Origin of the sequence: Actinomadura pelletieri DSM 43383 (genome assembly GCF_003634705.1) — a bacterium.
In the GTDB taxonomy this organism is placed as follows: Bacteria; Actinomycetota; Actinomycetes; order Streptosporangiales; family Streptosporangiaceae; genus Spirillospora; species Spirillospora pelletieri.
Window position 1 is genome coordinate 446,028 of the sequence record NZ_RBWU01000002.1, and the last position, 19,520, is coordinate 465,547.

Here is a 19,520-nt window from a genome sequence, read left to right on the forward strand (position 1 = left end):
CGCGTGCGTTCCGCGGCGTCGGCCGCACGGGGTTCGGCGATCCTCGTGAACGGTGTCATGCGAGCTGACAGGGTTGCTCGCATGGTGGGCCCGAGGGTGGGCAAAGCCACGTTGACGTTGCGGCTGTGCGGGTCGGCTTTGCGGCGTTTTTCTGGCAACCTGGCGCAGTGAGCGGTCGCCACAACGGGGTGGCGAAAGGTCTCTAGGGGAGTTGTCGATGAGCGGCATGCTCGATCAGGCGAAGGACGACCTGCTCCGGCGGGCGGCCGAGACGTGCGCGCAGCGTCCGGGGTCGCGCGGCGGGGACGTGGAGGAGACGTTCGCCTACCTTCGGTTGTACTACCGGCACGTCGCCCGCGAGGATCTCCTCGCCCGGGACCCCGCCGACATCTGCGGGCCCGCGATGGCGCACCGCGCGCTCGGCGAGGAGCGGCCCCAGGGGCGCGCGAAGGTGCGCGTCTTCACGCCCACGCTGGAGGAGTACGGCTGGGACCCGGGGCACACGGTCGTCCAGGTCGTCACCGACGACATGCCCTACCTGGTCGACTCGGTGACGATGGAGCTGACCCGACACCAGCTCACCACCCACCTGATCGTCCACCCGCTGCTCGGCGTGGACCGCGACGTGGCGGGCCACCTCAAGGCGTTCCGCGGCAAGCTCGACAGCGACGGCGACGTCGACGAGTCGTGGATGCACATCGAGGTGGACCGTACCAGCGACCGGGCCGTCCTGGACGAGCTGGAGAAGGACCTGCTGCGCGTCCTCCAGGACGTCCGGGTCGCCGTCGAGGACGAGCCGAAGATGCGGGCCCGGGCCGGTGAGATCGCCACCGCCATCCAGGAGGCCGCGCCGCCGCTGCCCGGCAAGGAGCTCGCCGAGGGCGTCGAGCTGCTCGACTGGCTCGCCGACGGCCACTTCACCTTCCTCGGCTACCGCGACTACACGCTCACCGAGGGCGGGACGGTGCTGCGTCCCGAACCGGGCACCGGCCTCGGCATCCTCCGCAGCGACAAGCGCGAGTCCGACAGCTTCGCCGCGCTGCCGCCGGAGGTCCGCGAGAAGGCGACCGAGAAGCGCCTGCTGGTGGTGACCAAGGCGAACTCGCGTTCCACCGTCCATCGGCCCTGGTACCTCGACTACATCGGGGTGAAGAAGTTCGACGCGTCCGGCGAGGTCATCGGCGAGCGCCGCTTCCTCGGCCTGTTCACCCACGTGGCCTACAGCGAGTCGATCGCGCACATCCCCGTCCTCAAGCGCAAGCTGGAGGAGGTGCTGGAACTCGCCGGGTTCACGGCCGACAGCTACGACGGCCAGGACCTCATCGAGATCATGGAGGGCTACCCGCGCGACGAGCTGTTCCAGATCTCCGTCGACGACCTGCTGAAGATCGCGCTGGGCGTGCTGCGGCTGCGCGAACGCCGCCAGCTCAAGCTGTTCCTGCGCAAGGACATGTACGGCCGCTACATGTCCTGCATGGTGTACCTGCCGCGCGACCGGTACACCACCAAGATTCGGCTCCGCATCCAGGACCTGCTGAAAGAGGCGTTCGACGGCGTCAGCGTCGACTACCGCGCGAACGTGTCCGAGTCGCTGCTGGCCCGGCTGCACGTGGTGGTCCGCGGCGAGCGCGGCCGTCCGCTGCCCGACGTGGACGTCCAGGAACTGGAGGGACGCCTCGCCGCCGCCATCCGCTCCTGGGAGGACGACCTCGGCGATGCGATCGTCGAACAGTGCGGCGAGGAACGCGCCGGAACGCTCGGACGCCGCTACGGCGACGCGTTCCCCGAGGGCTACAAGGCCGACTTCCCCGCCCGCACCGCCGTGGCCGACCTGCGCCGCCTCGACGAGCTGAGCGGCGACGACGACACCTCCATCAACCTGTACGAGCCGTACAGCGCCGAACCCGGCGAACGCCGCCTGAAGATCTACCGGCTGGGCGAGCCGATCTCGCTGTCGCGGATGCTGCCGCTGCTGCAGAACATGGGCGTCGAAGTCGTCGACGAGCGCCCCTACGAGATCAACACCTCCGACGGGCAGCGGTTCTGGATCTACGACCTCGGCCTGCGGTACAACCCGCCCGCCGACGTTCCCGAGGAGGCCGTGAAGGGCCTCTTCCAGGACGCCTTCACCCGGCTGTGGCGCGGCGAGATCGAGAACGACGGCTTCAACGCGCTCGTCCTGCACGTCGGGCTGAACTGGTGGCAGGCGATGCTGCTGCGCGCCTACGCCATGTACCTGCGGCAGATCGGCACCACGTTCTCCAAGCGCTATGTCGAACAGGTGCTGCTGCGCAACGCGTCCATCACCCGGCTGATCGTCCGGCTGTGGGAGAGCCGACTCGACCCGACCCTCCAGGGCGGCGAGGAGGAACGCAGCGCCGGGATCACCGAGGAGATCCAGGGCGCGCTGGACGATGTCGCCAGCCTCGACGAGGACCGCATTCTGCGCGCCTACCTGGCGCTCGTCCAGGCGACCCTGCGCACCAACCACTACCAGGGCAAGCCGTACCTGGCGATGAAGTTCGACCCGCAGGCCATCCCCGACCTGCCCGAACCCCGCCCCGTGTACGAGATCTTCGTGTACTCGCCGCGGGTCGAGGGCGTCCACCTGCGGTTCGGTTCGGTGGCGCGCGGCGGGCTGCGCTGGTCCGACCGCCGCGAGGACTTCCGCACCGAGATCCTCGGCCTGGTCAAGGCGCAGGCGGTGAAGAACACCGTGATCGTCCCGGCGGGCGCGAAGGGCGGTTTCGTCGGCAAACAGCTGCCCGACCCGTCCGTCGACCGGGAGGCGTGGCAGAAGGCCGGAATCGCCTGCTACAAGGACTTCATCTCCGGCCTGCTCGATCTCACCGACAACCTCGTGGACGGCAAGGTCGTCCCGCCGTCGAACGTCGTCCGCCACGACGGTGACGACACCTACCTGGTCGTCGCGGCCGACAAGGGCACCGCCACGTTCTCCGACCTCGCCAACGGCGTCGCCGCCGAGTACGGCTTCTGGCTCGGCGACGCGTTCGCGTCCGGCGGATCCGTCGGCTACGACCACAAGGGCATGGGCATCACCGCCCGCGGCGCCTGGGAATCGGTCAAGTACCACTTCCGCTCGCTCGGCACGGACGTCCAGAACGAGGACTTCACCGTCGTCGGCATCGGCGACATGTCCGGGGACGTCTTCGGCAACGGAATGCTGCTCTCCGAGCACATCCGGCTCGTCGCCGCGTTCGACCACCGGCACATCTTCGTCGACCCCGACCCGGACCCGGCGACCTCGTTCGCCGAACGCCGCCGCCTGTTCGACCTGCCGCGCAGCAGCTGGGCCGACTACGACACCTCGCTGATCTCCAAGGGCGGCGGCGTGTTCCCCCGCACCGCCAAGTCGATCGCGCTGACCCCGCAGATGCGGGCCGCGCTCGGCATCGAGGACGGTGTCGCGGCCCTCACCCCCTACGAGCTGATCAAGGCCGCCCTCAGGGCACCGGTCGACCTGCTGTGGAACGGCGGCATCGGCACCTATGTCAAGTCGTCCATGGAGAACAACGCCGACGTCGGCGACAAGGCCAACGACCCCGTCCGGATCAACGGCGCCGACCTGCGCTGCCGCGTCGTCGGCGAGGGCGGCAACCTCGGCGTCACCCAGCTCGGCCGTATCGAGTACGCCCGCACCGGCGGGCTCATCAACACCGACTTCATCGACAACTCCGCCGGGGTCGACACCTCCGACCACGAGGTCAACATCAAGATCCTGCTCGACCAGGTCGTCCGGGACGGCGAACTCACCGGCAAACAACGCGACAACCTGCTGTACGAGATGACCGACGAGGTCGGCCGGCTCGTCCTGCGCGACAACTACGCGCAGAACGTGGTGCTCGCCGCGGGCCGCGCGCAGGCCCCCGCGATGCTGCACATCCACGGCCGCTACCTGCGCAAACTCGAACGCGACGGTCGTCTCCAGCGGCGCCTTGAGTTCCTTCCGGACGACAAGGCCCTCGCCGAACGGCGCCAGTCCGGACTGGGGCTCACCAGCCCCGAGTTCTCCGTCCTGCTCGCCTACTCAAAACTCGCCCTCGACCACGACCTCGTCGCCTCCGACCTGGCCGACGACCCGTACCTGGCGTCCTGGCTGGTCGACTACTTCCCGACACCGCTGCGCGAACGGTTCCGCCCCTACATGGACCGGCACCCGCTGCGCCGCGAGATCATCACCACGGCCGTGGTGAACGACCTGGTCAACGCGAGCGGCTCCACGTTCGTGTTCCGGATGAACGAGGAGACCGGCGCGTCCTCGCCCGATATCGCCCGCGCCTACCTCGTCGTCCGGGACGTGTTCGACATGCCCCGGTTCTGGCGGTCGGTGGAGGCCCTCGCCCACCAGGTGGACGAGTCCACCCAGATCGCGATGCTGCTGGAGGCCCGCAAACTCACCGAACGCGGCGCCCGCTGGCTGCTCCACAACCGGCGGCCCCCCTTCGACATCCGCGAGACCATCGACTTCTTCGCCGGAGGCGCGGCCACCCTCAAGACCCACCTGTCGAAGCTCCTCGTCGGCCTGGACCTCGCCGCGTTCGAACAACGCCGCGACGGCTTCGCGCAGCGGGGCGTCCCGGACGAACTGGCCGAACTGTGCGCCACGTTCGTCCCCGCCTTCTCCACCTTCGACCTGGTCGGCATCGCCCACGAGACCGGCCGCCCGGTGGAGGAGGCCGCCGAGGTCTACTTCGACCTCGCCGACCGCCTGCAACTGTCCCGCCTGCGCGAACGCATCATCGCCCTGCCCCGCGACGACAAATGGCGTTCGATGGCCCGCTCCGCGCTCCGCGACGACCTGTACACCGCACACGCCGCCCTCACCCGGGACGTCCTCGTCACCAGCGAACCCGGCTGCCAGCCGGACGAACGCATGATCCACTGGGCGGACAAGAACAAGCCCGCCGTCCAACGCGCCCAACAGACCCTCAGCGAAATCTGGGAAAGCGACAGCTTCGACCTGGCGACCCTCTCCGTGGCCCTGGGCTCCATCCGCACCTTGGTAACCGCCAGTTCACTCCCGTCGCAATAACTCCCAGGGGGGCGACCCCCTGGAACACCCCGTTGCGACGCAGGCGATCCTCACGCCGCCCGTGCGGTCTGTCGTGCCTGTCACGGACGTGCGTGGCGTCGCTGCGGTCGCCCGCGTCGACGGTTCGCGCGGCCTCCGGCGCCGGAGCGCCTCCGGCCGCGCGAACCGTACCGTCGGCCGAGGTCCGAACCCGTCGCGATCTTCCAGGGCTCGTCGGAATCCCCGACGTGGTGGTTCTGCCCTTACGGTTTGTGCCGCGCGGGCCATGGGGTGGCTGTGTTCGCCCAGGGCGCGATCCCTTGGGATCCCCATTGCGGCGCGGGCGCTCTCACGCTGTCGGTGCGGCTCGGCTGCGTTAGGAGCCGTGGGCCGTGACCGCCTTGCGGTAGATGCCGGTCACCGTGGTGCGGCCCTTGGGCGGGACGGTCGCCAGGTACTGGACGAGGACGGTCGTGTCCATGCGGGTTCGGGCGACCTTGGCGGGGGCCAGGCCCAGGAGGTCGCCGCCCACGGTCAGGACGCCCGGCTTGGTGGCGGAGTACGCCTCGTGTTGCTTCAGCACGTACCAGACGACGGCGCCGCGGTCTTTGGTACGGAGCGCGTACACCGAGTACTGGGCGCTGCTGAAGCGGGACGACAGGGTGACACCCCGTCCGGCCAGGGTTTTCTCGCCCCGCTTCAGGGCCTTGTACGTTTCGGTGGTCTGGAGCCCGTCCGCGAGCACGGACGTCCCGGCGGCGCCCGGCCCGGTGGTCAGGAGCGCGGCGTGCGCGTCGGGGACCTTGCGGGGCGCGACGGCGAGCCCCTTGGTGGTCTCCGGCCGGACGGGTGTGGCGAAGCCGTTCGGGTCGAGCGCGACGCGGCTCAGCGTGTCGTCCGCCAGGTAGGGGTCGGCGGTCAGCAGCCACGGTGCGCCCGGCTTGGCCTGGGTGAACAGCATGGCGTGCCGCGTCATGTGCTTGCCCTTGCCGGAGACGGCGCCGACCGCGAACCAGTGCGGATGGGAGCGCAGGCGCGGGATGTAGAACGCCGTGTTCGTGAACCGCAGCTTCGGCGGCCGTCGTTTGATGATGCGGCGGAGCCGGAGGGACGCGTCGTCCATCGATAGTTGCGGGTCTGTTTCGACGGTTCGCAGGGCCTTGCCGTTGAAGTGGCGGCCCGCGCGGTTGGCCGCGTCGGTGTAGGAAAGGAGCACCCGTTGGGCCTCGGTCTTGGCGAGCGCCGGTCTCGCCGGCTTCCCGGGGCGCTCCGCTCCGGCGGACGAGGTGGCGCCCGAGCAGGCGGCGGTCAGCGCGCCGGAGAGCAGGCAGAACGTGGACAGCGAGGCGACGGCGACGGTGCGTGCGGGCATAGCGAGGCCCCCCGAAGTGGCGACGGCGATCTGAATCGCACGCCATCTTCGCAGAGTGACGACATGGTCACTCTGTGAACACGAAACCTCGCCGCGGAAATTCGGCGGTCAGGCGGTCTCCTGCTCCTGCCGCCGCATCCAGCGGATCTCCGCCTCGATGAACTCGTCGAGGTCGCCGTCCAGGACGGCCGTGGGGTTGCCGACCTCGACACCGGTCCGCAGGTCCTTCACGACCTGGTACGGGTGCAGCACGTAGTTGCGGATCTGCGTGCCCCAGCTGCTGGTGCCCTCGCCGCGCAGCGCGGACATCTTCTCCGCCTCTTCCTGGCGCTTGCGCTCCAGCAGCTTCGCCTGGAGCACGTTCATCGCCGTGGCGCGGTTCTGGATCTGGCTCCGCTCGTTCTGGCAGGACACGACGATTCCGGTGGGGATGTGGGTGATCCGTACCGCCGAGTCGGTGGTGTTGACGCCCTGGCCGCCCGGACCGGACGACCGGTACACGTCGATGCGCAGGTCGCCCTCATCGATGTCGACATGGTCGCTCTGCTCCACGACCGGGACGACGTCCAGCCCCGCGAACGAGGTCTGGCGGCGGCCCTGGTTGTCGAACGGGGAGATCCGGACGAGCCGGTGCGTGCCGTGCTCGCCGCGCAGCGTCCCGTACGCGTAGGGGACCTTCACCGTGAACGTCGTCGACTTGATGCCCGCCTCTTCGGCGTAGGACGTCTCGTAGATCTCGGTCGGATAGTTGTGCCGCTCGGCCCAGCGCAGGTACATGCGCTGGAGCTGCTGGGCCCAGTCGGCGGCGTCGACCCCGCCGGCCTGCGCGTTGATGGTGACGAGCGCTTCCCGCTCGTCGTACTCGCCCGACATGAGCGTGCGCACCTCGAGCTGCTGGATCGCCTTGTGGAGCGCCGCCAGCTCTCCTTCGACCTCGGTGCGCGTGTCGGCGTCGTCCATCTCCTGGGCGAGTTCGTACAGCGTCGCGGTGTCGTCGAGCCGCTGCCGCAGGCCCTCGACCTTGCCCATCTCGCTCTCCAGGTGCGAGAGGCGGCGCGTCACCGCCTGCGCGTGCTCCTGGTCGTTCCACAGGTCAGGGTCGGCCGACTGCTCGCGCAGCTCGGCGATGTCGCGCCGCATGGCGTCGAGGTCCAGCACCTGCTCGATGCCGGTCAGAGCCGAGCCGAGCTCCTTGAGCTGCTCTTCGGGTTCGATGCCTGCCACGCCTTGAGCTTATCGCCGTCCCGGCACTGCTCACCGCCGTCCGGGACGCCGCGACTCTCCGCACGCACCCGAACACATGTGCTAACTTGACTCTTGCTCGGACGGGTCTCCCGCCGGGCCGGCGGGGTGTCAGGCGTGTTCTTCGGGCGGTGTGCGAAGGGCCGACCCCCGCGAAGGTCGCAATCCCATGCTTCAGCCAGGGACGGACGGGAGTCGTGCACAGGGTCTCGCGGATGGCCGTTGCCGGGCTGCTGCTCGCCCTCATGACGATGCTCGCGGGCTGTGCGACGGGCGGGACGAAGGCGCGGCCCACGACCGCCACGCCGACGATGTCGCCCCCGGAGCCGGAGCCGGTGGCGCTGACCCCCCAGGTGGCGGAGCGCGCCTTCCGCACCTATGTCACCGACGAGGACGTGGCCCGCGCCGCGGGCGACGAGCGGCTCGCGCTGACCTGGACGTCGGACGGGCAGTCGCAGCTCACCGCGGCCGAGTTCCGTAAGGCCGCCTACGACGGTGACCCGGTGCGGCGCTTCGTCTACGGCGAGCCGAAACTGTACGTGCCGAAGCTGAAGGACGCCGCCTACCCGCAGTGGTTCATGGTGTCGGTCGACCGTTCCGTCCTGGGCAAGTCGAAGAGCAAGCGCAGGGCGTTGATGGGGTTCATCCTGCGCGGCCCGTCCGACCACTGGAAGCTGGCGATCGCGTCGCTGCTCCAGCCGAAGGCCGACGAGCCGAAGGTCGTGACGGACAAGGACGGCTACGCCACCGCGCTGGGCAGCGACGACACATCGGTGCTGATCCGTCCCCGGGACGTCGGCGGCATCCAGGCGACGATCGCGGCGGAGGGCGGTCGCAGCGTCGCCGCGAAGGTGATGCGCTCCGGTGACGTCACCACCGGTTACTACCGTGCGGCAAAGCGCGCCAAGAAGCAGGCGAAGGGGAAGGACCTCACGCTCCAGATCGTCTACACCGCGACCCCGTTCCCCTACTTCGGGGTGCGCACGGAGGGCGGCGGCGGTCTGATCATCTACTCGCTGTTCCGCAACACCTCGCTCGTCGCCGAAGATCCGGGCACGCCGAAGCCGGAGATTCCGGAGGAGGCGGAGCATCTGCTCGACGGCACCGTCGAGGGGAACCGGGTCGACACCGCGTCGACCCTGCATTTCGTGGCCTTCGACCCGCCACGGGTCGAGAAGGGCAAGAGCCAGCCGAAGGCGCGCGTGATCGGCGACGACGGGGCGATGACCGACGCCAACACCCCGCCGCTCAAGAAGCCCTAGCGGCCCGGGGCGCGGCTGACAGCGGCCGATCGTGGCCTATCCGTAGACGCTCTGCAGGACGAGCGCGGCGAACAGCAGCGCGACCAGCGCCGCGAGGACGAGCGCGGGCGGAATCGACGGTCCGTGCCGGTGCAGTTCGGACCGGGCCGCACGGCAGGTGGGGCAGCGCCCGTCCACCACCGGGTTCGAGCACCGAGCACAGATCAGATGTTCGCAGCTCATGTCGTGGCCCCAATCTCCGAGAACGGCACGTGGCCCCGTGGCGGGGAAACGTCGACCTGTCTGGTGTCCATCGACCTAATAGGTATCTTTCGCCATCATCCAGCGTAGCCGGACTGTATGGTCGTTCCGGCAAGTCCGGGAGCTTGACGGTACGAAACGGCCGGGCGTCGGGAGACGGTTCGCATGGTATTGGTCGAGCGATGTGCGGCCCCGGACGCCCGTGCCACGTCGAGTGGGACGAGACAGTTGACTCTCCCCTCTACACTGCTCGAAGGCTTCGCGCCCCACCTGGTCGCGAAACCGGGCGGCGGACCGGAGGCCGTGGACGAGGAGTTCGCGACCGCGGGTCGGGCCGCTCCCCAACCCCTAGACTGAACCGCCGTGATGCAGCCGTGATCCATTTCGACAACGTCACCAAGGTCTACCCGAGCCAGAACCGCCCCGCCCTGGCCCATGTGAACGTCGCCATCGAGAAGGGCGAGTTCCTGTTCCTGGTGGGGCCGTCGGGCTCCGGCAAGTCGACCTTCCTGCGCCTCATCCTGAAGGAGGAGCGTCCTTCCCAGGGTCACGTGCACGTGGCGGGCAAGGACCTGAGCAGGCTGAGCAACTGGAAGGTGCCGCACCTGCGCCGCAGGATCGGCTGTGTCTTCCAGGACTTCCGCCTCCTCCCCAACAAGAACGTCTTCGAGAACGTCGCGTTCGCCCTCGAGGTGATCGGCAAGCCGAGGCGTTTCATCGGCAAGGTCGTCCCCGAGGTCATCGACCTCGTCGGCCTGGAGGGCAAGGCCCACCGGATGCCGGACGAGCTGTCCGGCGGCGAGCAGCAACGCGTCGCGATCGCGCGGGCGTTCGTCAACCGGCCGATGATCCTGCTGGCGGACGAGCCGACGGGGAACATCGACCCCGCGACCTCGATCGGCATCATGAAGGTGCTGGACCGTATCAACCGGACCGGCACCACCGTCGTCATGGCCACCCACGACGCCGCGATCGTCGACGCGTTCCGCAAGCGCGTCGTCGAGCTGGAGGACGGACGGGTCGTCCGCGACCAGTCGCGCGGCGTGTACGGGCAGGCCTACTGATCATGACACCGGCCGTGGCGACGTCCCCGGCACATCCATCTGAACCATCGATTCCCGCCGGGGCGTACAACTCCCGTACGGCCCACCTGTACGACCCCCGGTAGGAACCGCCCCGCACCGGGCCGCGTTCCGCGCGGAACGGCCCCGGCTTCCGGCGGAACCCAGGCGATCAAGGACAGCGAGGCATGCGCGTACAGTTCGTTCTCCAGGAGATCTGGATCGGTCTCCGTCGGAACATGACGATGACGATCTCCCTCATCCTCACCGTCGCCATCGCCATGGCGCTCTTCGGCACCGGGCTGCTCCTGCGGGAACAGGTCCGGGCCTCCAAGAGCTTTTGGTACGACAAGATCGAGGTCTCGATCTTCCTGTGCGCCAAGACGAGTTCCAACGACGCCTGTCAGAAGCGCGACATCACCGAGCAGGAGCGCCAGGCGCTCAAGGCGCAGCTCGACAAGATGCCGCAGGTGTCGAAGGTCGACTACGAGAGCAAGCAGCAGGCGTACACCCGGTTCAAGGACAACTTCTCCGGTGCGCCCGGATTCGTGGAGAGCACCCGTGAGGGCGACATCCCCGACTCCTTCCGGGTGAAGCTGAAGAACCCCGAGGAGTACAAGGCGGTCGCGCAGGCGATGCTCGGGCAACCCGGCGTCGACACCGTCATCAACGAACAGGAGATCCTGAAACGGTTCTTCCGGATCCTGAACGGTCTCCAGGTGGCAGCGCTCACGATCGCGTTGATCCAGGTGATCGCGGCGGTGATGCTCGTCGGCAACACCGTCCGGTTGTCGGCGTTCAACCGGCGCCGCGAGACGGGCATCATGCGGCTGGTCGGCGCGTCCAACACCTACATCCAGATGCCGTTCATCCTGGAGGGCGCCATCGCGGGCCTGATCGGCGGCCTGTTCGCGTCGATCCTGCTGATATTCAGCAAGAAACTCCTCGTGGACCGGCTCGCGGGTGACGTTCAACTCGTCAGCCAACTCGGCTGGAGCACGGTGATGCTCGTCATCATCGTGTCGATCTGTTTCGGTGTGCTGCTGTGCGCCGTCGCGTCCTTCCTCACGTTGCGCAGATACCTGAGAATCTGACGGGCGACCGGATCCGGCGGAAGGTGTGAGCGCCGGATCCGGTGCCGTCCGCCGCCCTACACTTGCCGCATGCTCCGGTCCTCCCTCTCGCGCGGAGACGACCGTCGGCGGACCTCCGATGCCAGGACGCCCGGTCGGCTGCTGCGCGGTGCCGCCATCGCCGCCGCGATCGTCTGCGCGTACGGGGTGGGCGTCGTGAGCGGCTCGGGCTCGGAGCGGCACACCGCCGCCGCGGAGGGATCCGTTCTCGACGAGGCCGCCGCGAAGATCAACAGCCGGACGGCGCAGCCGATCGACCGCGGCGAACTCGACCGCGCCGCCATCGAGGGCATGCTGCGCGGCCTCGACGACAGATGGGCGCGCTACTACTCCGCCCGGGAGTACGACGACGTCGAAGGGCGCCTGACCGGCAAGTACAGCGGAGTCGGCCTGTGGTTGGGCGGCAGCGAGGAGGACGGCGCGCGGGTGCTGGTCGCCAGCGTCCAGCCCGGCACCGCCGCCGCGCGTGCCGGTGTGCTCGCCGGAGACGTCGTCACCGCCGTCGGGAAGGTGTCCGTGGACGGCTGGAGCGTCGAGCGGGTCGCGAAGGCGCTTCGCGGACGTCCGGACGAATCCGTCGAACTCACCGTCGAACGCGACCGTCGTATCAGACGGTTCCAACTCGTCCGCACCCCGGTCCCCGCAGGAGACGTCACCGTGACCGACCTCCCCGAGCAGGCCCGAATGATCCGCGTCGGCGCCTTCACCCGCGGCACGGGACAGCAGGTCCGCGCCGCGGTCACCGGGCGGCAGCAGTCGCGACGCCCGCCGGGCGGTGTCCTGCTCGACCTGCGCGGCAACCCGGGCGGGCTGCTGGACGAGGCCGTCGAGACGGCGTCGGCGTTCCTGCCCGGCGGGCCCGTCGTGACGTACGAGCCGCGCGGACGACCCGTCCAGAAACGCGCGGTCACCAGGCCCGGCGACGGGAAGACGCCGCTCGTCGTGCTCGTCGACGCGGGCACCGCCAGCGCCGCCGAGATCGTCGCGGGGTCCCTGCGCGACCGCGACCGCGCCGTGATCATAGGATCACGTACGTACGGGAAGGGCTCGGTGCAGGAGCCCGTCCATCTCAGCGACGGGTCGGTGATCGAGTTGACCGTCGGTCGCTACCGCACCCCCGGCGGCCGTAACCTCGACGGGGTCGGGATCGAACCCGACGTGGCGGTCTCCGCCGAACGTCCCCCCAAGGAGGCCGAGCGGCGCGCCCGGACGGTGCTGCGCGGCCTGCACGCGACGCTCCCGGACGAAGACTGAGACCGCCTGGCGAGAATCCGGACAAGGACTGAGGACGTGGCACGGGACACCGGGCGCAAGAAGGACACCGGGCAGAGGCTCATCGCCCAGAACAAACGAGCCCGCTACGACTACCACGTCGACGACACGTGGGAGGCGGGCATGGTGCTCACCGGCACCGAGGTGAAGGCGCTGCGCGCCGGCCGCGCCTCCCTCGTCGACGGCTACGCCCACGTGATGGACGGGGAGGTGTGGCTGGAGAACGTGCACATCCCCGAGTACACGCAGGGCACCTGGACGAACCACGCCCCCCGGCGGCGCCGCAAACTGCTGCTGCACCGCCGCGAGATACAGAAGATCATCGCCAAGTCGTCCGAGCCCGGCTGGACGCTGATTCCGCTGGCCCTGTACTTCAAGGACGGCAAGGCGAAGGTCGAGATCGGACTGGCCCGTGGTAAGAAGGCGTACGACAAACGCCAGGCCATCGCCAAGCGGGAAGCCGACCGGGAGATGCAGAAGGCCGCGGCGGCCCGGTTCAGGAGACGGTGAAAGGTGCCGATGACCAACCGGAGGCGGGTCCCCAGAGGGACGTGGACGCGCTGGCGCCGGACGGTGTCCCTGGCGGCCTGCGGTGCCCTGGTCGCGTCCCTGACGACGGGTTGCTGGGCCGAACCGTCCGCGATGCCCGCCGTCCGTGACTTCCTCATCGCCTGGCAGGTCGGCAACTACGAGGCCGCCGCGAACCGCACCGTCGGCGTCGACAAGAGCCAGGTCGAGGACGCGCTCAGCCGCGTCCGGCAGCAGCTCGACGCCGCGTCCCTGCGGCTGTCCCTCGGCACCGGGGTCCCCGGCAGCGACGTCGACCAGATCGTCAAGAAGGACGACGAGGCCGACGCCCGGTTCACCGTGAAGATCGACCTCGGTGAGAACGGCCAGCCGTGGGAGTATCCCGGGCTGATGCACCTCAAGCGCGTCGGTGGCAGGTGGAAGGTGATCTGGAGCCCGTCCATCATCCACACCAAACTCAAACCCGGACAGCGGCTCGCCGTCGTCACCGAGGTCCCGGAGCGCGCCCCCATCACCGACACCCGGGGCCGCGCCATCCTCAACCAGGTCAACGCCTACATGGTCGGCGTGTACCCCGGCCAGCTGGCCGACCCGCAGAAGACCCTCGGCCTCCTCGCCGAACAGGCCAAGATCGACGGTGGTCGCCGGTTGGACGCCGAACGTCTGCTCGGTCGTGTCCGCTCCGCCCCACCGCAGGACTTCCTGCCGCTACTGACCCTCCAGGTCCCCGAGAACCACCAGCTCATCCAGCGGCTCAAACGCGTCCCCGGCATCCAGTTCCAGGGCGTCAGATCCCCCATCGCCCCCGCCTACGCGCCCGAACTCGTCGGCAACCTCGGCCCCGCCACCGCCGACCGCCTCCAGCAGGTCGGCGCCCCCTATCAGCCGGGCGACACCATCGGCGTCAGCGGCATCCAACTCCTCCAGCAGCGGCGCCTCGCCGGCACGCCCACGGTCCGCGTCGTCGCGCAGGACGAGACGGGCAAGAACACCGAGGAACTGCGTTCCTGGCCGGGCCAGAAACCGCAGGAGGTCCAGACCACCCTCGACCAAGGCCTCCAGCGCCTCGCCGACCTGGCGCTCAAGGGCGTGCCGTACCCGGCGTCCATGGTCGTGGTGCGTCCCAGCACCGGTGAGATCCGCGCCGTCTCCAACCACGGGACCGAAGGCCGCAACCTCGCGTTCGAGGGCAGCTACCCACCCGGACTGACCTTCGGGATCGTGTCCGCCGAGGCCCTGTTCTCCAAGGCGGGACTGAACCAGGCCACCGAGACGACATGCCCCGCCACCGCCACCGTCGGCAACATGACCTTCACCAACAAGGCCCGCCGCGACGGCACCTTCGCCACCCACTTCGCCGCGTCCTGCAAGACCACCCTCGCCCAACTCAGCACCCGGCTCGACGCCCAGACCCTCCTCAAGGAGGCGGCCCTGTTCGGTGTCGGCCAGAACTGGGGCCTGACCGTCCCCGCCTTCACCGGCTCCGTCCCCGTCCCCGCCAACGACGCCGAGAAGGCCGCCGCCATGATCGGCGAGGGGAACGTCCGGGTCAGCCCCCTCACCATGGCCCTCGTCGCCGCCGCCGCCCAGATCGGCACCTGGAAGCCCCCCTACGTCCTCAAGGACATCTCCAACACCGTCCAGGCGCCCCCACCCCAGAACCTCCCGCCCCCATCCATCGCCGACCTCAAGACAGTCCTGGGCCGCACCGCCAAACATGGCAACGCCCGCGGCGCTCGCGTCAACGGAGAGGTCGTCGGCGTCGCCGCCCCCGTCACCTACAAGGACGGCGACCGCGCCAAGACCATCTCCTGGTTCGTCGGCTCCAGCGGCGACCGCGCCTTCGCCATCGCCGTCGAAGGCCTCGTCTACACCCCCGAAATCGCCGCCACATTCCTCCGCGGACGCTAGCCTGACCAGCCCTGTTACGGCTTTGTGATCTCTTTACCCAAGGTGCGCAACCCCCCGCCGTCCGCACGCGTCTTTACGGGTGACTGAGACTCCGCTAGGGGGGTTGCGGACTCAGTCGCCGTGATGAGACCAGAGCCTCGTCTCGGGGGAGGCTCTGCCGTCCGGACCGGCCCGACCCTGCCGGTCGACCCCGGTGGGCGCGCCACCGCGCACGCCCACCGGGGTTCACGTGTCTCCACGGGAATTCCGTTGCCCCCTCACCCGTTATCCTTGTAACGTCATCGTGCGGACGTCCCCGGACGCCCGCTTTGACAACTGAACATGGGGGTGACCGGCTTCGACTTCGGTCGTTCGAGCCAGGGGAAGCGGGTCGAGGGTTGCTGTCGTGACCTCGTAAATCCTGTGACAGCAAACCAATAACTGCCAACAAGAAGCAGTCCGAGTTCGCCCTCGCCGCCTGAGCGAGGAGCGAACTCTGTCAGCCCGGGAGCGTCTCCGACCCGGGGCCTGGCATCGTAAGGAGACTCCACCTGTGAGCCCGGTCGCGGGGCCCGCAGGAACATCAAACAGCGACTGAGCCCGTCGGCGACACGCCTGCGTGAGCGCCGGGACTGAGAAAACGCCAAGCAGGCTGCACCCGGAGAAGCCCTGACCCATCACCGAAGGACGCGGGTTCGATTCCCGCCACCTCCACGGCACATGAAGCCGCTGATCAGACATGTTCTGGTCGGCGGCTTCTTCGCTGCGCGCCCACTTTACGCCCACTTTAGACCGACCTCTTCCCAAGAACCTCGGCCGCTTCGGCGGACGCGACGTTGCGCCCCATGTAGACGTCCTGCGTCATCGACGGCTTCGCGTGGCCGAGGTGATCAGCGATCGCACGGGCGCTTAGGCCCGCCTCGTCGAGCCGGGTCGCGACCGTCTTGCGGAAGGTGTGGCTGGTGACCCACCCAAACCGCTCGGTGTCCACCCGGGCAAGCACCTTCTTGACGTCGCGGTTGGCGTTGGACGGGTTCCGGACCCCACCGAACAGGCCCGGGAACAGGAGTCCCACGTCCCCGGCCGGGGACTGGACCTCTTCGCCGTCCTCGCAGATGACCGTGATCTTCCGGTCACCGTATGGCCACGAAGTCGCCGCGCGCCGCCGACACAGCTCCACGACATGCGGCGGTAGAGCGATCACCCGCCAACCGGCCTCTGTCTTCGGGCGCAACTGGAGACACGTGCCCTTGCCCTTCAGGCGCACGCTCGTCGCGTTGACCTCCAGCACTCCGGCCTCCAGGTCGATGACCTCCGCGCGTACGCCGAGGGCCTCGCCGACGCGCATTCCGGTGCCGTCGAGGAACTCGATCAGGTCCGCCGCGTCCAGCTCGGCGGCGCACTCGTCACTGGCGACCTTCGCCAGCATCACGGCCTCGTCCTCCCGGCTCAGCGCCTTCGGCCTGGTCTTGCGGCCCGTTGAGATCTTCGCGATCTCGCGCACCGGGTTCGTGTCGAGGGCGCCATGGCGCACCACCATTCCGAGTAGGAGCGAAAGCACGTCCCGGGTCGTCTTGGCCGCACTAGGGCCGTGGTTCTTGCGTACGGCCTTGATGAACCGATCGCACACCGGAACGTCGATCTCTCGAATCAGTAGACCGCCGAGACCCTTGGTGATCCTTTCCAGGGTGCGCTCGTAGATCTCCTGCGTCTGCGGGGTCAGCGTGTCCGACTCGGCAATCTCGGCCTGCCACAGCGTCGCCGCGGCGCGTAGCCGTGTCTCTGTCGTGATCTCACCGCTCGTCGGCGGGCCGACGCGGTCGCGCAGCGCCTCTTTCAGCGCCCGCTCGGCCGCGGGTTGGCTGTGCCCAAAACGGGTGACCTCGCGTGTCTCACCGTCGTAATCCCGAACGTTTACCCGCGCACGGATGCGCCGCGGGCCCAGCTTCTGGAAGCGGATCTTCCCAGCTGTACCTACAGGCAGAGGGGGGCGTCCCATGGCTACCCCTCTGGGCTCTCGTGATCGTCAGCCTTGCTCTTCCCAAGCGAGACACGTCGAACGGTCGCCTCATGTAGGGCGGCCTGAGCCCTCTGCACGTCCCTCTCTGCGCGTTCAGTCTCCTGACGAGCGGCCTCAAGCGAGGCTTTCGCGCGCATGAGTTCTATACGGCGGGTCCGAACCTCGGCCATCGCTTCGGCCGTGCTGGCATCGCCCGAACTCTGCACCTCAGAGATCAGCACAGCAGGGTCTACGCCTAGAACGGAGCAGAGTGCAACGAACTCGTTGACGCGAAAAGGGCGCTGACCAGCTTCCGTCTTTGCTGTGGTGGTCTGTAGCCACGAGAAGCCGCGAGCAACCATGGCCTGTGCAACTTCCTGTTGCGCCATGCCCCGGCCTTCTCTGATGCTCCGCAACGCTTTGCCAAGCGTCACCTCGGGGGACGGTTCGCCCTCTGTGAGGTGCGTTGGTTGCGTTGGACCCTTCATGGGGTTGAACGGTACACCCTTAGTCGGGTTGACGGCCAGACTTCGCCCATGCTTTCCTTCCAGAGGTTGATTCCATCACCCCCAGGGAGGTTGAGATGGAAGCTCAAACACCCCTAGCTGGGGACGACGTGTTCCTGACCACGGAAGAGGTTGCCTCGCGTTACCGCACCGTGCCGTCCACCGTGCGCTATTGGCGTCACATCGGAACTGGCCCGAAGGGAACCGTCTACGGCCGCCGCGTCCTCTACCGCGAGAGCGACCTTCGTGCGTGGGAGCGCGAGCAGGAAAATGACGGGGGAGCGGCTGCCTGATGTCCCCTGACGCGCAGAGCGGCGCGTCCCCCGGCAAGGAACCGCGCCGCTCCAACGAACAGGTCACCACGACCACGCCCAAGCGTAGCCGCCGCAGGCGTTTGCGTCGCTGTTCGCGCCGGACGGCCGCCGCAAGCTGTGGCTGATCACCTTCGTCTGCCCGAGGTGCAAGTTCGGGCATCGTGCGCTCGCCCCCACGGAGGAAGCGGCCCGGGGGCGTCGTGTCCGTGGGGCGTGTGGTCGCCTTGTCTATATCCGCGTCGCCCGCACCTACCGCGGGGGCAGCGGTGCGCAGATGTGATCTTGAGGTTGAGGACTGCATCGCGGACCACATCGCGCCGCGGCTTGACGGTCGCATGGCACGCGACGAAAGGCACTGGAACGCTCGGTGTCCGGCTCACGATGACGTCAAGCGGTCGCTGACGATCACGCGCGGCACCCGTGGGCAGCGTGTCGTGTGGCGGTGCCACAAGGGATGCATCGGCCAAGAAGTCAAGCGCGCAATGCTCGCCCGCGGGATCGACCCGGCGTGCATCCCCTGGCACCCGGACGGCCCGGAGGACCAGGCCGCGGAACTCGGCGCCGAAGTGCAGGAACTCCGCGCGAAGCTCGCCGAGATCGAGAAGGTGATCACGGGCCCGGACGCGAAGAACGTCCAGCGGATGCGGCTGTTGATCGGCATGTTGCTCTGGCCCTCCTACGACGCCCACGCCACCGCGGAACGACTCGGTATCGGGTGGCGGACCGCGTACCGCGTCATGGAGCAAATCCGCAGGGAGAAGCAATGAGCCCGATTTGTCCGTTTGTCACCCGTGACAAAACCGCAGGTCAGACGATTGTCACGGGTGACAAGACGATCAAGACGATTGTCACCCGTGACAAGACCGGACCCCGTTCGACCTGCACTGCTTGACACCAAAATCGCAGAGAGGTAGACCACATGTCGTCAGACCACCCCCACCGCCCGCCTTCTGCGTCTGCGGGGTTCTTGGGGGGCTCTTCCCGCCGTTTCAGGCCGGATCTGCAGCAGATTTCAGCGCGCGGGCCTCGCGGCGGCGAAGATCATCCGAGCGGTAGCCGCGCGCAGCGTCTCCAGGCGATCGACCTCGTTGAGCGGCTGCTGTGCAAGGACCGGGCCCGGTATCTGGGGATCATCGGTCACGCGAACGCCCTGGACCTAGCACATGAACTCGCGTACGTGGCTGCTGTGCTGGTCGCGCAGGTCTCCGGTGACGAGGACGGTGACGAGGACGGTCTCGCGCGGGACCGTGAGGTGTTGGAGCGGCTGCGGGAACGTGTCCGCCGGGACGGGTGACCGGTGACCGATGACCGGCCGGGTCTGTCGCCGCGGGTCCTCGCAGCGGTCGACCGGTTCGCCGGGGAGCGGCTCCGCCGCGCCTACGTCCACGACCCCGAGATTTCGGCCGGCCTCCGCGTGATCGAGCGGGTTGCGCTCGCCTACCGGCTGTCTGGTGACGCGAACGTCACCGAACTGGCCTCTCCGGTCGACTTGGCGGCATCGTTGCTGACGACAGACGAGGTCGCTGGGCTGCTCGGCGTGAAACCCGGCGCGGTGCGGCGGGCGTGCCGGGAGAAGCGGCTGACGGCGACCAAACGGGGCCGGGAGTGGTTCATCACTCCGGACGCTGCCGCGGCGTACGCGGTGGAGGTTCGGCACCGCCGATAGGGA

General features: G+C 68.6%; 16 protein-coding genes and 1 other RNA gene. 11 read left to right on the forward strand and 6 right to left on the reverse strand.

Features of this window, described 5'->3' with window-relative positions; genetic code table 11:
• The first annotated feature begins 217 nt into the window (after nt 1-217).
• Entirely contained in the window at nt 218-5,053 is a 4,836-nt protein-coding gene (locus tag BZB76_RS08820) for an NAD-glutamate dehydrogenase (protein WP_121433801.1), read from the forward strand.
• 355 nt (nt 5,054-5,408) lie between these two features.
• Here BZB76_RS08820 and BZB76_RS08825 read toward each other — a convergent pair whose 3' ends face one another.
• Both BZB76_RS08825 and prfB read right to left on the reverse strand, forming a co-directional pair.
• Nucleotides 5,409-6,404 (reverse strand): DUF8094 domain-containing protein, encoded by a 996-nt coding sequence (locus BZB76_RS08825; RefSeq protein ID WP_121433802.1) that lies wholly within the window; start codon nt 6,402-6,404, stop codon nt 5,409-5,411.
• 108 nt (nt 6,405-6,512) lie between these two features.
• Nucleotides 6,513-7,628 carry a peptide chain release factor 2 gene (prfB, locus tag BZB76_RS08830; RefSeq protein WP_121433803.1) on the reverse strand — a complete coding sequence of 372 codons (1,116 nt, stop codon included), beginning with the start codon at nt 7,626-7,628 and terminating at the stop codon, nt 6,513-6,515.
• Nucleotides 7,629-7,861: 233 nt separating this feature from the next.
• Here prfB and BZB76_RS08835 point away from each other — a divergent pair, with 233 nt between their 5' ends.
• A complete protein-coding gene (locus BZB76_RS08835; RefSeq protein ID WP_121433804.1) occupies nt 7,862-8,908 on the forward strand; it encodes a DUF8094 domain-containing protein in 1,047 nt (348 codons plus the stop codon).
• A 36-nt stretch (nt 8,909-8,944) separates the two neighbouring features.
• On the opposite strand, the gene BZB76_RS08840 is transcribed toward BZB76_RS08835, so the two are convergent.
• Nucleotides 8,945-9,130: a hypothetical protein gene (locus BZB76_RS08840; RefSeq protein ID WP_121433805.1), complete on the reverse strand. Its 186-nt coding sequence runs from the start codon at nt 9,128-9,130 to the stop codon at nt 8,945-8,947.
• A gap of 392 nt (nt 9,131-9,522) precedes the next feature.
• Here BZB76_RS08840 and ftsE point away from each other — a divergent pair, with 392 nt between their 5' ends.
• From ftsE to ssrA, 6 genes are all read left to right on the forward strand, one after another.
• Nucleotides 9,523-10,212 carry a cell division ATP-binding protein FtsE gene (gene ftsE, locus BZB76_RS08845; RefSeq protein ID WP_117398760.1) on the forward strand — a complete coding sequence of 230 codons (690 nt, stop codon included), beginning with the start codon at nt 9,523-9,525 and terminating at the stop codon, nt 10,210-10,212.
• A 185-nt stretch (nt 10,213-10,397) separates the two neighbouring features.
• A complete protein-coding gene (ftsX, locus tag BZB76_RS08850) occupies nt 10,398-11,303 on the forward strand; it encodes a permease-like cell division protein FtsX (protein WP_121433806.1) in 906 nt (301 codons plus the stop codon).
• A 69-nt stretch (nt 11,304-11,372) separates the two neighbouring features.
• The gene (locus BZB76_RS08855) at nt 11,373-12,596 is read left to right on the forward strand and encodes a S41 family peptidase (RefSeq protein WP_121433807.1); all 1,224 of its coding nucleotides are present in this window, start codon (nt 11,373-11,375) and stop codon (nt 12,594-12,596) included.
• 36 nt (nt 12,597-12,632) lie between these two features.
• The gene (gene smpB, locus BZB76_RS08860; protein ID WP_121433808.1) at nt 12,633-13,124 is read left to right on the forward strand and encodes an SsrA-binding protein SmpB; all 492 of its coding nucleotides are present in this window, start codon (nt 12,633-12,635) and stop codon (nt 13,122-13,124) included.
• A gap of 9 nt (nt 13,125-13,133) precedes the next feature.
• Entirely contained in the window at nt 13,134-15,053 is a 1,920-nt protein-coding gene (locus tag BZB76_RS08865; RefSeq protein ID WP_121433809.1) for a penicillin-binding transpeptidase domain-containing protein, read from the forward strand.
• A gap of 323 nt (nt 15,054-15,376) precedes the next feature.
• Nucleotides 15,377-15,749, forward strand: a transfer-messenger RNA (tmRNA) gene (gene ssrA / locus BZB76_RS08870).
• Nucleotides 15,750-15,819: 70 nt separating this feature from the next.
• On the opposite strand, the gene BZB76_RS08875 is transcribed toward ssrA, so the two are convergent.
• Together BZB76_RS08875 and BZB76_RS08880 are read right to left on the reverse strand one after the other, a co-directional pair.
• Nucleotides 15,820-17,031 (reverse strand): tyrosine-type recombinase/integrase, encoded by a 1,212-nt coding sequence (locus BZB76_RS08875; RefSeq protein ID WP_121433810.1) that lies wholly within the window; start codon nt 17,029-17,031, stop codon nt 15,820-15,822.
• Nucleotides 17,032-17,033: 2 nt separating this feature from the next.
• A complete protein-coding gene (locus BZB76_RS08880) occupies nt 17,034-17,519 on the reverse strand; it encodes a helix-turn-helix domain-containing protein (RefSeq protein ID WP_121433811.1) in 486 nt (161 codons plus the stop codon).
• Nucleotides 17,520-17,614: 95 nt separating this feature from the next.
• Here BZB76_RS08880 and BZB76_RS08885 point away from each other — a divergent pair, with 95 nt between their 5' ends.
• Nucleotides 17,615-17,830 (forward strand): helix-turn-helix transcriptional regulator, encoded by a 216-nt coding sequence (locus tag BZB76_RS08885; protein WP_121433812.1) that lies wholly within the window; start codon nt 17,615-17,617, stop codon nt 17,828-17,830.
• Between the two features lie 503 nt (nt 17,831-18,333).
• Nucleotides 18,334-18,618: a hypothetical protein gene (locus tag BZB76_RS08890; RefSeq protein ID WP_121433813.1), complete on the forward strand. Its 285-nt coding sequence runs from the start codon at nt 18,334-18,336 to the stop codon at nt 18,616-18,618.
• 245 nt (nt 18,619-18,863) lie between these two features.
• Here the strand turns inward: BZB76_RS08890 and BZB76_RS36340 are convergent, their stop codons facing one another.
• Complete coding sequence (locus BZB76_RS36340; protein ID WP_281273858.1) at nt 18,864-18,992, reverse strand: hypothetical protein; 129 nt, start codon at nt 18,990-18,992, stop codon at nt 18,864-18,866.
• Between the two features lie 156 nt (nt 18,993-19,148).
• Here BZB76_RS36340 and BZB76_RS08895 point away from each other — a divergent pair, with 156 nt between their 5' ends.
• Nucleotides 19,149-19,517 carry a helix-turn-helix domain-containing protein gene (locus BZB76_RS08895; RefSeq protein WP_121433814.1) on the forward strand — a complete coding sequence of 123 codons (369 nt, stop codon included), beginning with the start codon at nt 19,149-19,151 and terminating at the stop codon, nt 19,515-19,517.
• Nucleotides 19,518-19,520: the final 3 nt, after the last annotated feature.

Excerpts from the sequence above, each read along its gene's own strand:
- BZB76_RS08820 (WP_121433801.1), top strand. The coding sequence starts at position 218 with ATGAGCGGCATGCTCGATCAGGCGAAGGACGACCTGCTCCGGCGGGCG.
- BZB76_RS08825 (WP_121433802.1), bottom strand. The coding sequence starts at position 6,404 with ATGCCCGCACGCACCGTCGCCGTCGCCTCGCTGTCCACGTTCTGCCTG.
- BZB76_RS08835 (WP_121433804.1), top strand. The coding sequence starts at position 7,862 with ATGGCCGTTGCCGGGCTGCTGCTCGCCCTCATGACGATGCTCGCGGGC.
- BZB76_RS08840 (WP_121433805.1), bottom strand. The coding sequence starts at position 9,130 with ATGAGCTGCGAACATCTGATCTGTGCTCGGTGCTCGAACCCGGTGGTG.
- ftsX (WP_121433806.1), top strand. The coding sequence starts at position 10,398 with ATGCGCGTACAGTTCGTTCTCCAGGAGATCTGGATCGGTCTCCGTCGG.
- BZB76_RS08855 (WP_121433807.1), top strand. The coding sequence starts at position 11,373 with ATGCTCCGGTCCTCCCTCTCGCGCGGAGACGACCGTCGGCGGACCTCC.
- BZB76_RS08865 (WP_121433809.1), top strand. The coding sequence starts at position 13,134 with ATGACCAACCGGAGGCGGGTCCCCAGAGGGACGTGGACGCGCTGGCGC.
- BZB76_RS08875 (WP_121433810.1), bottom strand. The coding sequence starts at position 17,031 with ATGGGACGCCCCCCTCTGCCTGTAGGTACAGCTGGGAAGATCCGCTTC.
- BZB76_RS08880 (WP_121433811.1), bottom strand. The coding sequence starts at position 17,519 with ATGAAGGGTCCAACGCAACCAACGCACCTCACAGAGGGCGAACCGTCC.
- BZB76_RS08885 (WP_121433812.1), top strand. The coding sequence starts at position 17,615 with ATGGAAGCTCAAACACCCCTAGCTGGGGACGACGTGTTCCTGACCACG.
- BZB76_RS08890 (WP_121433813.1), top strand. The coding sequence starts at position 18,334 with ATGCTCGCCCGCGGGATCGACCCGGCGTGCATCCCCTGGCACCCGGAC.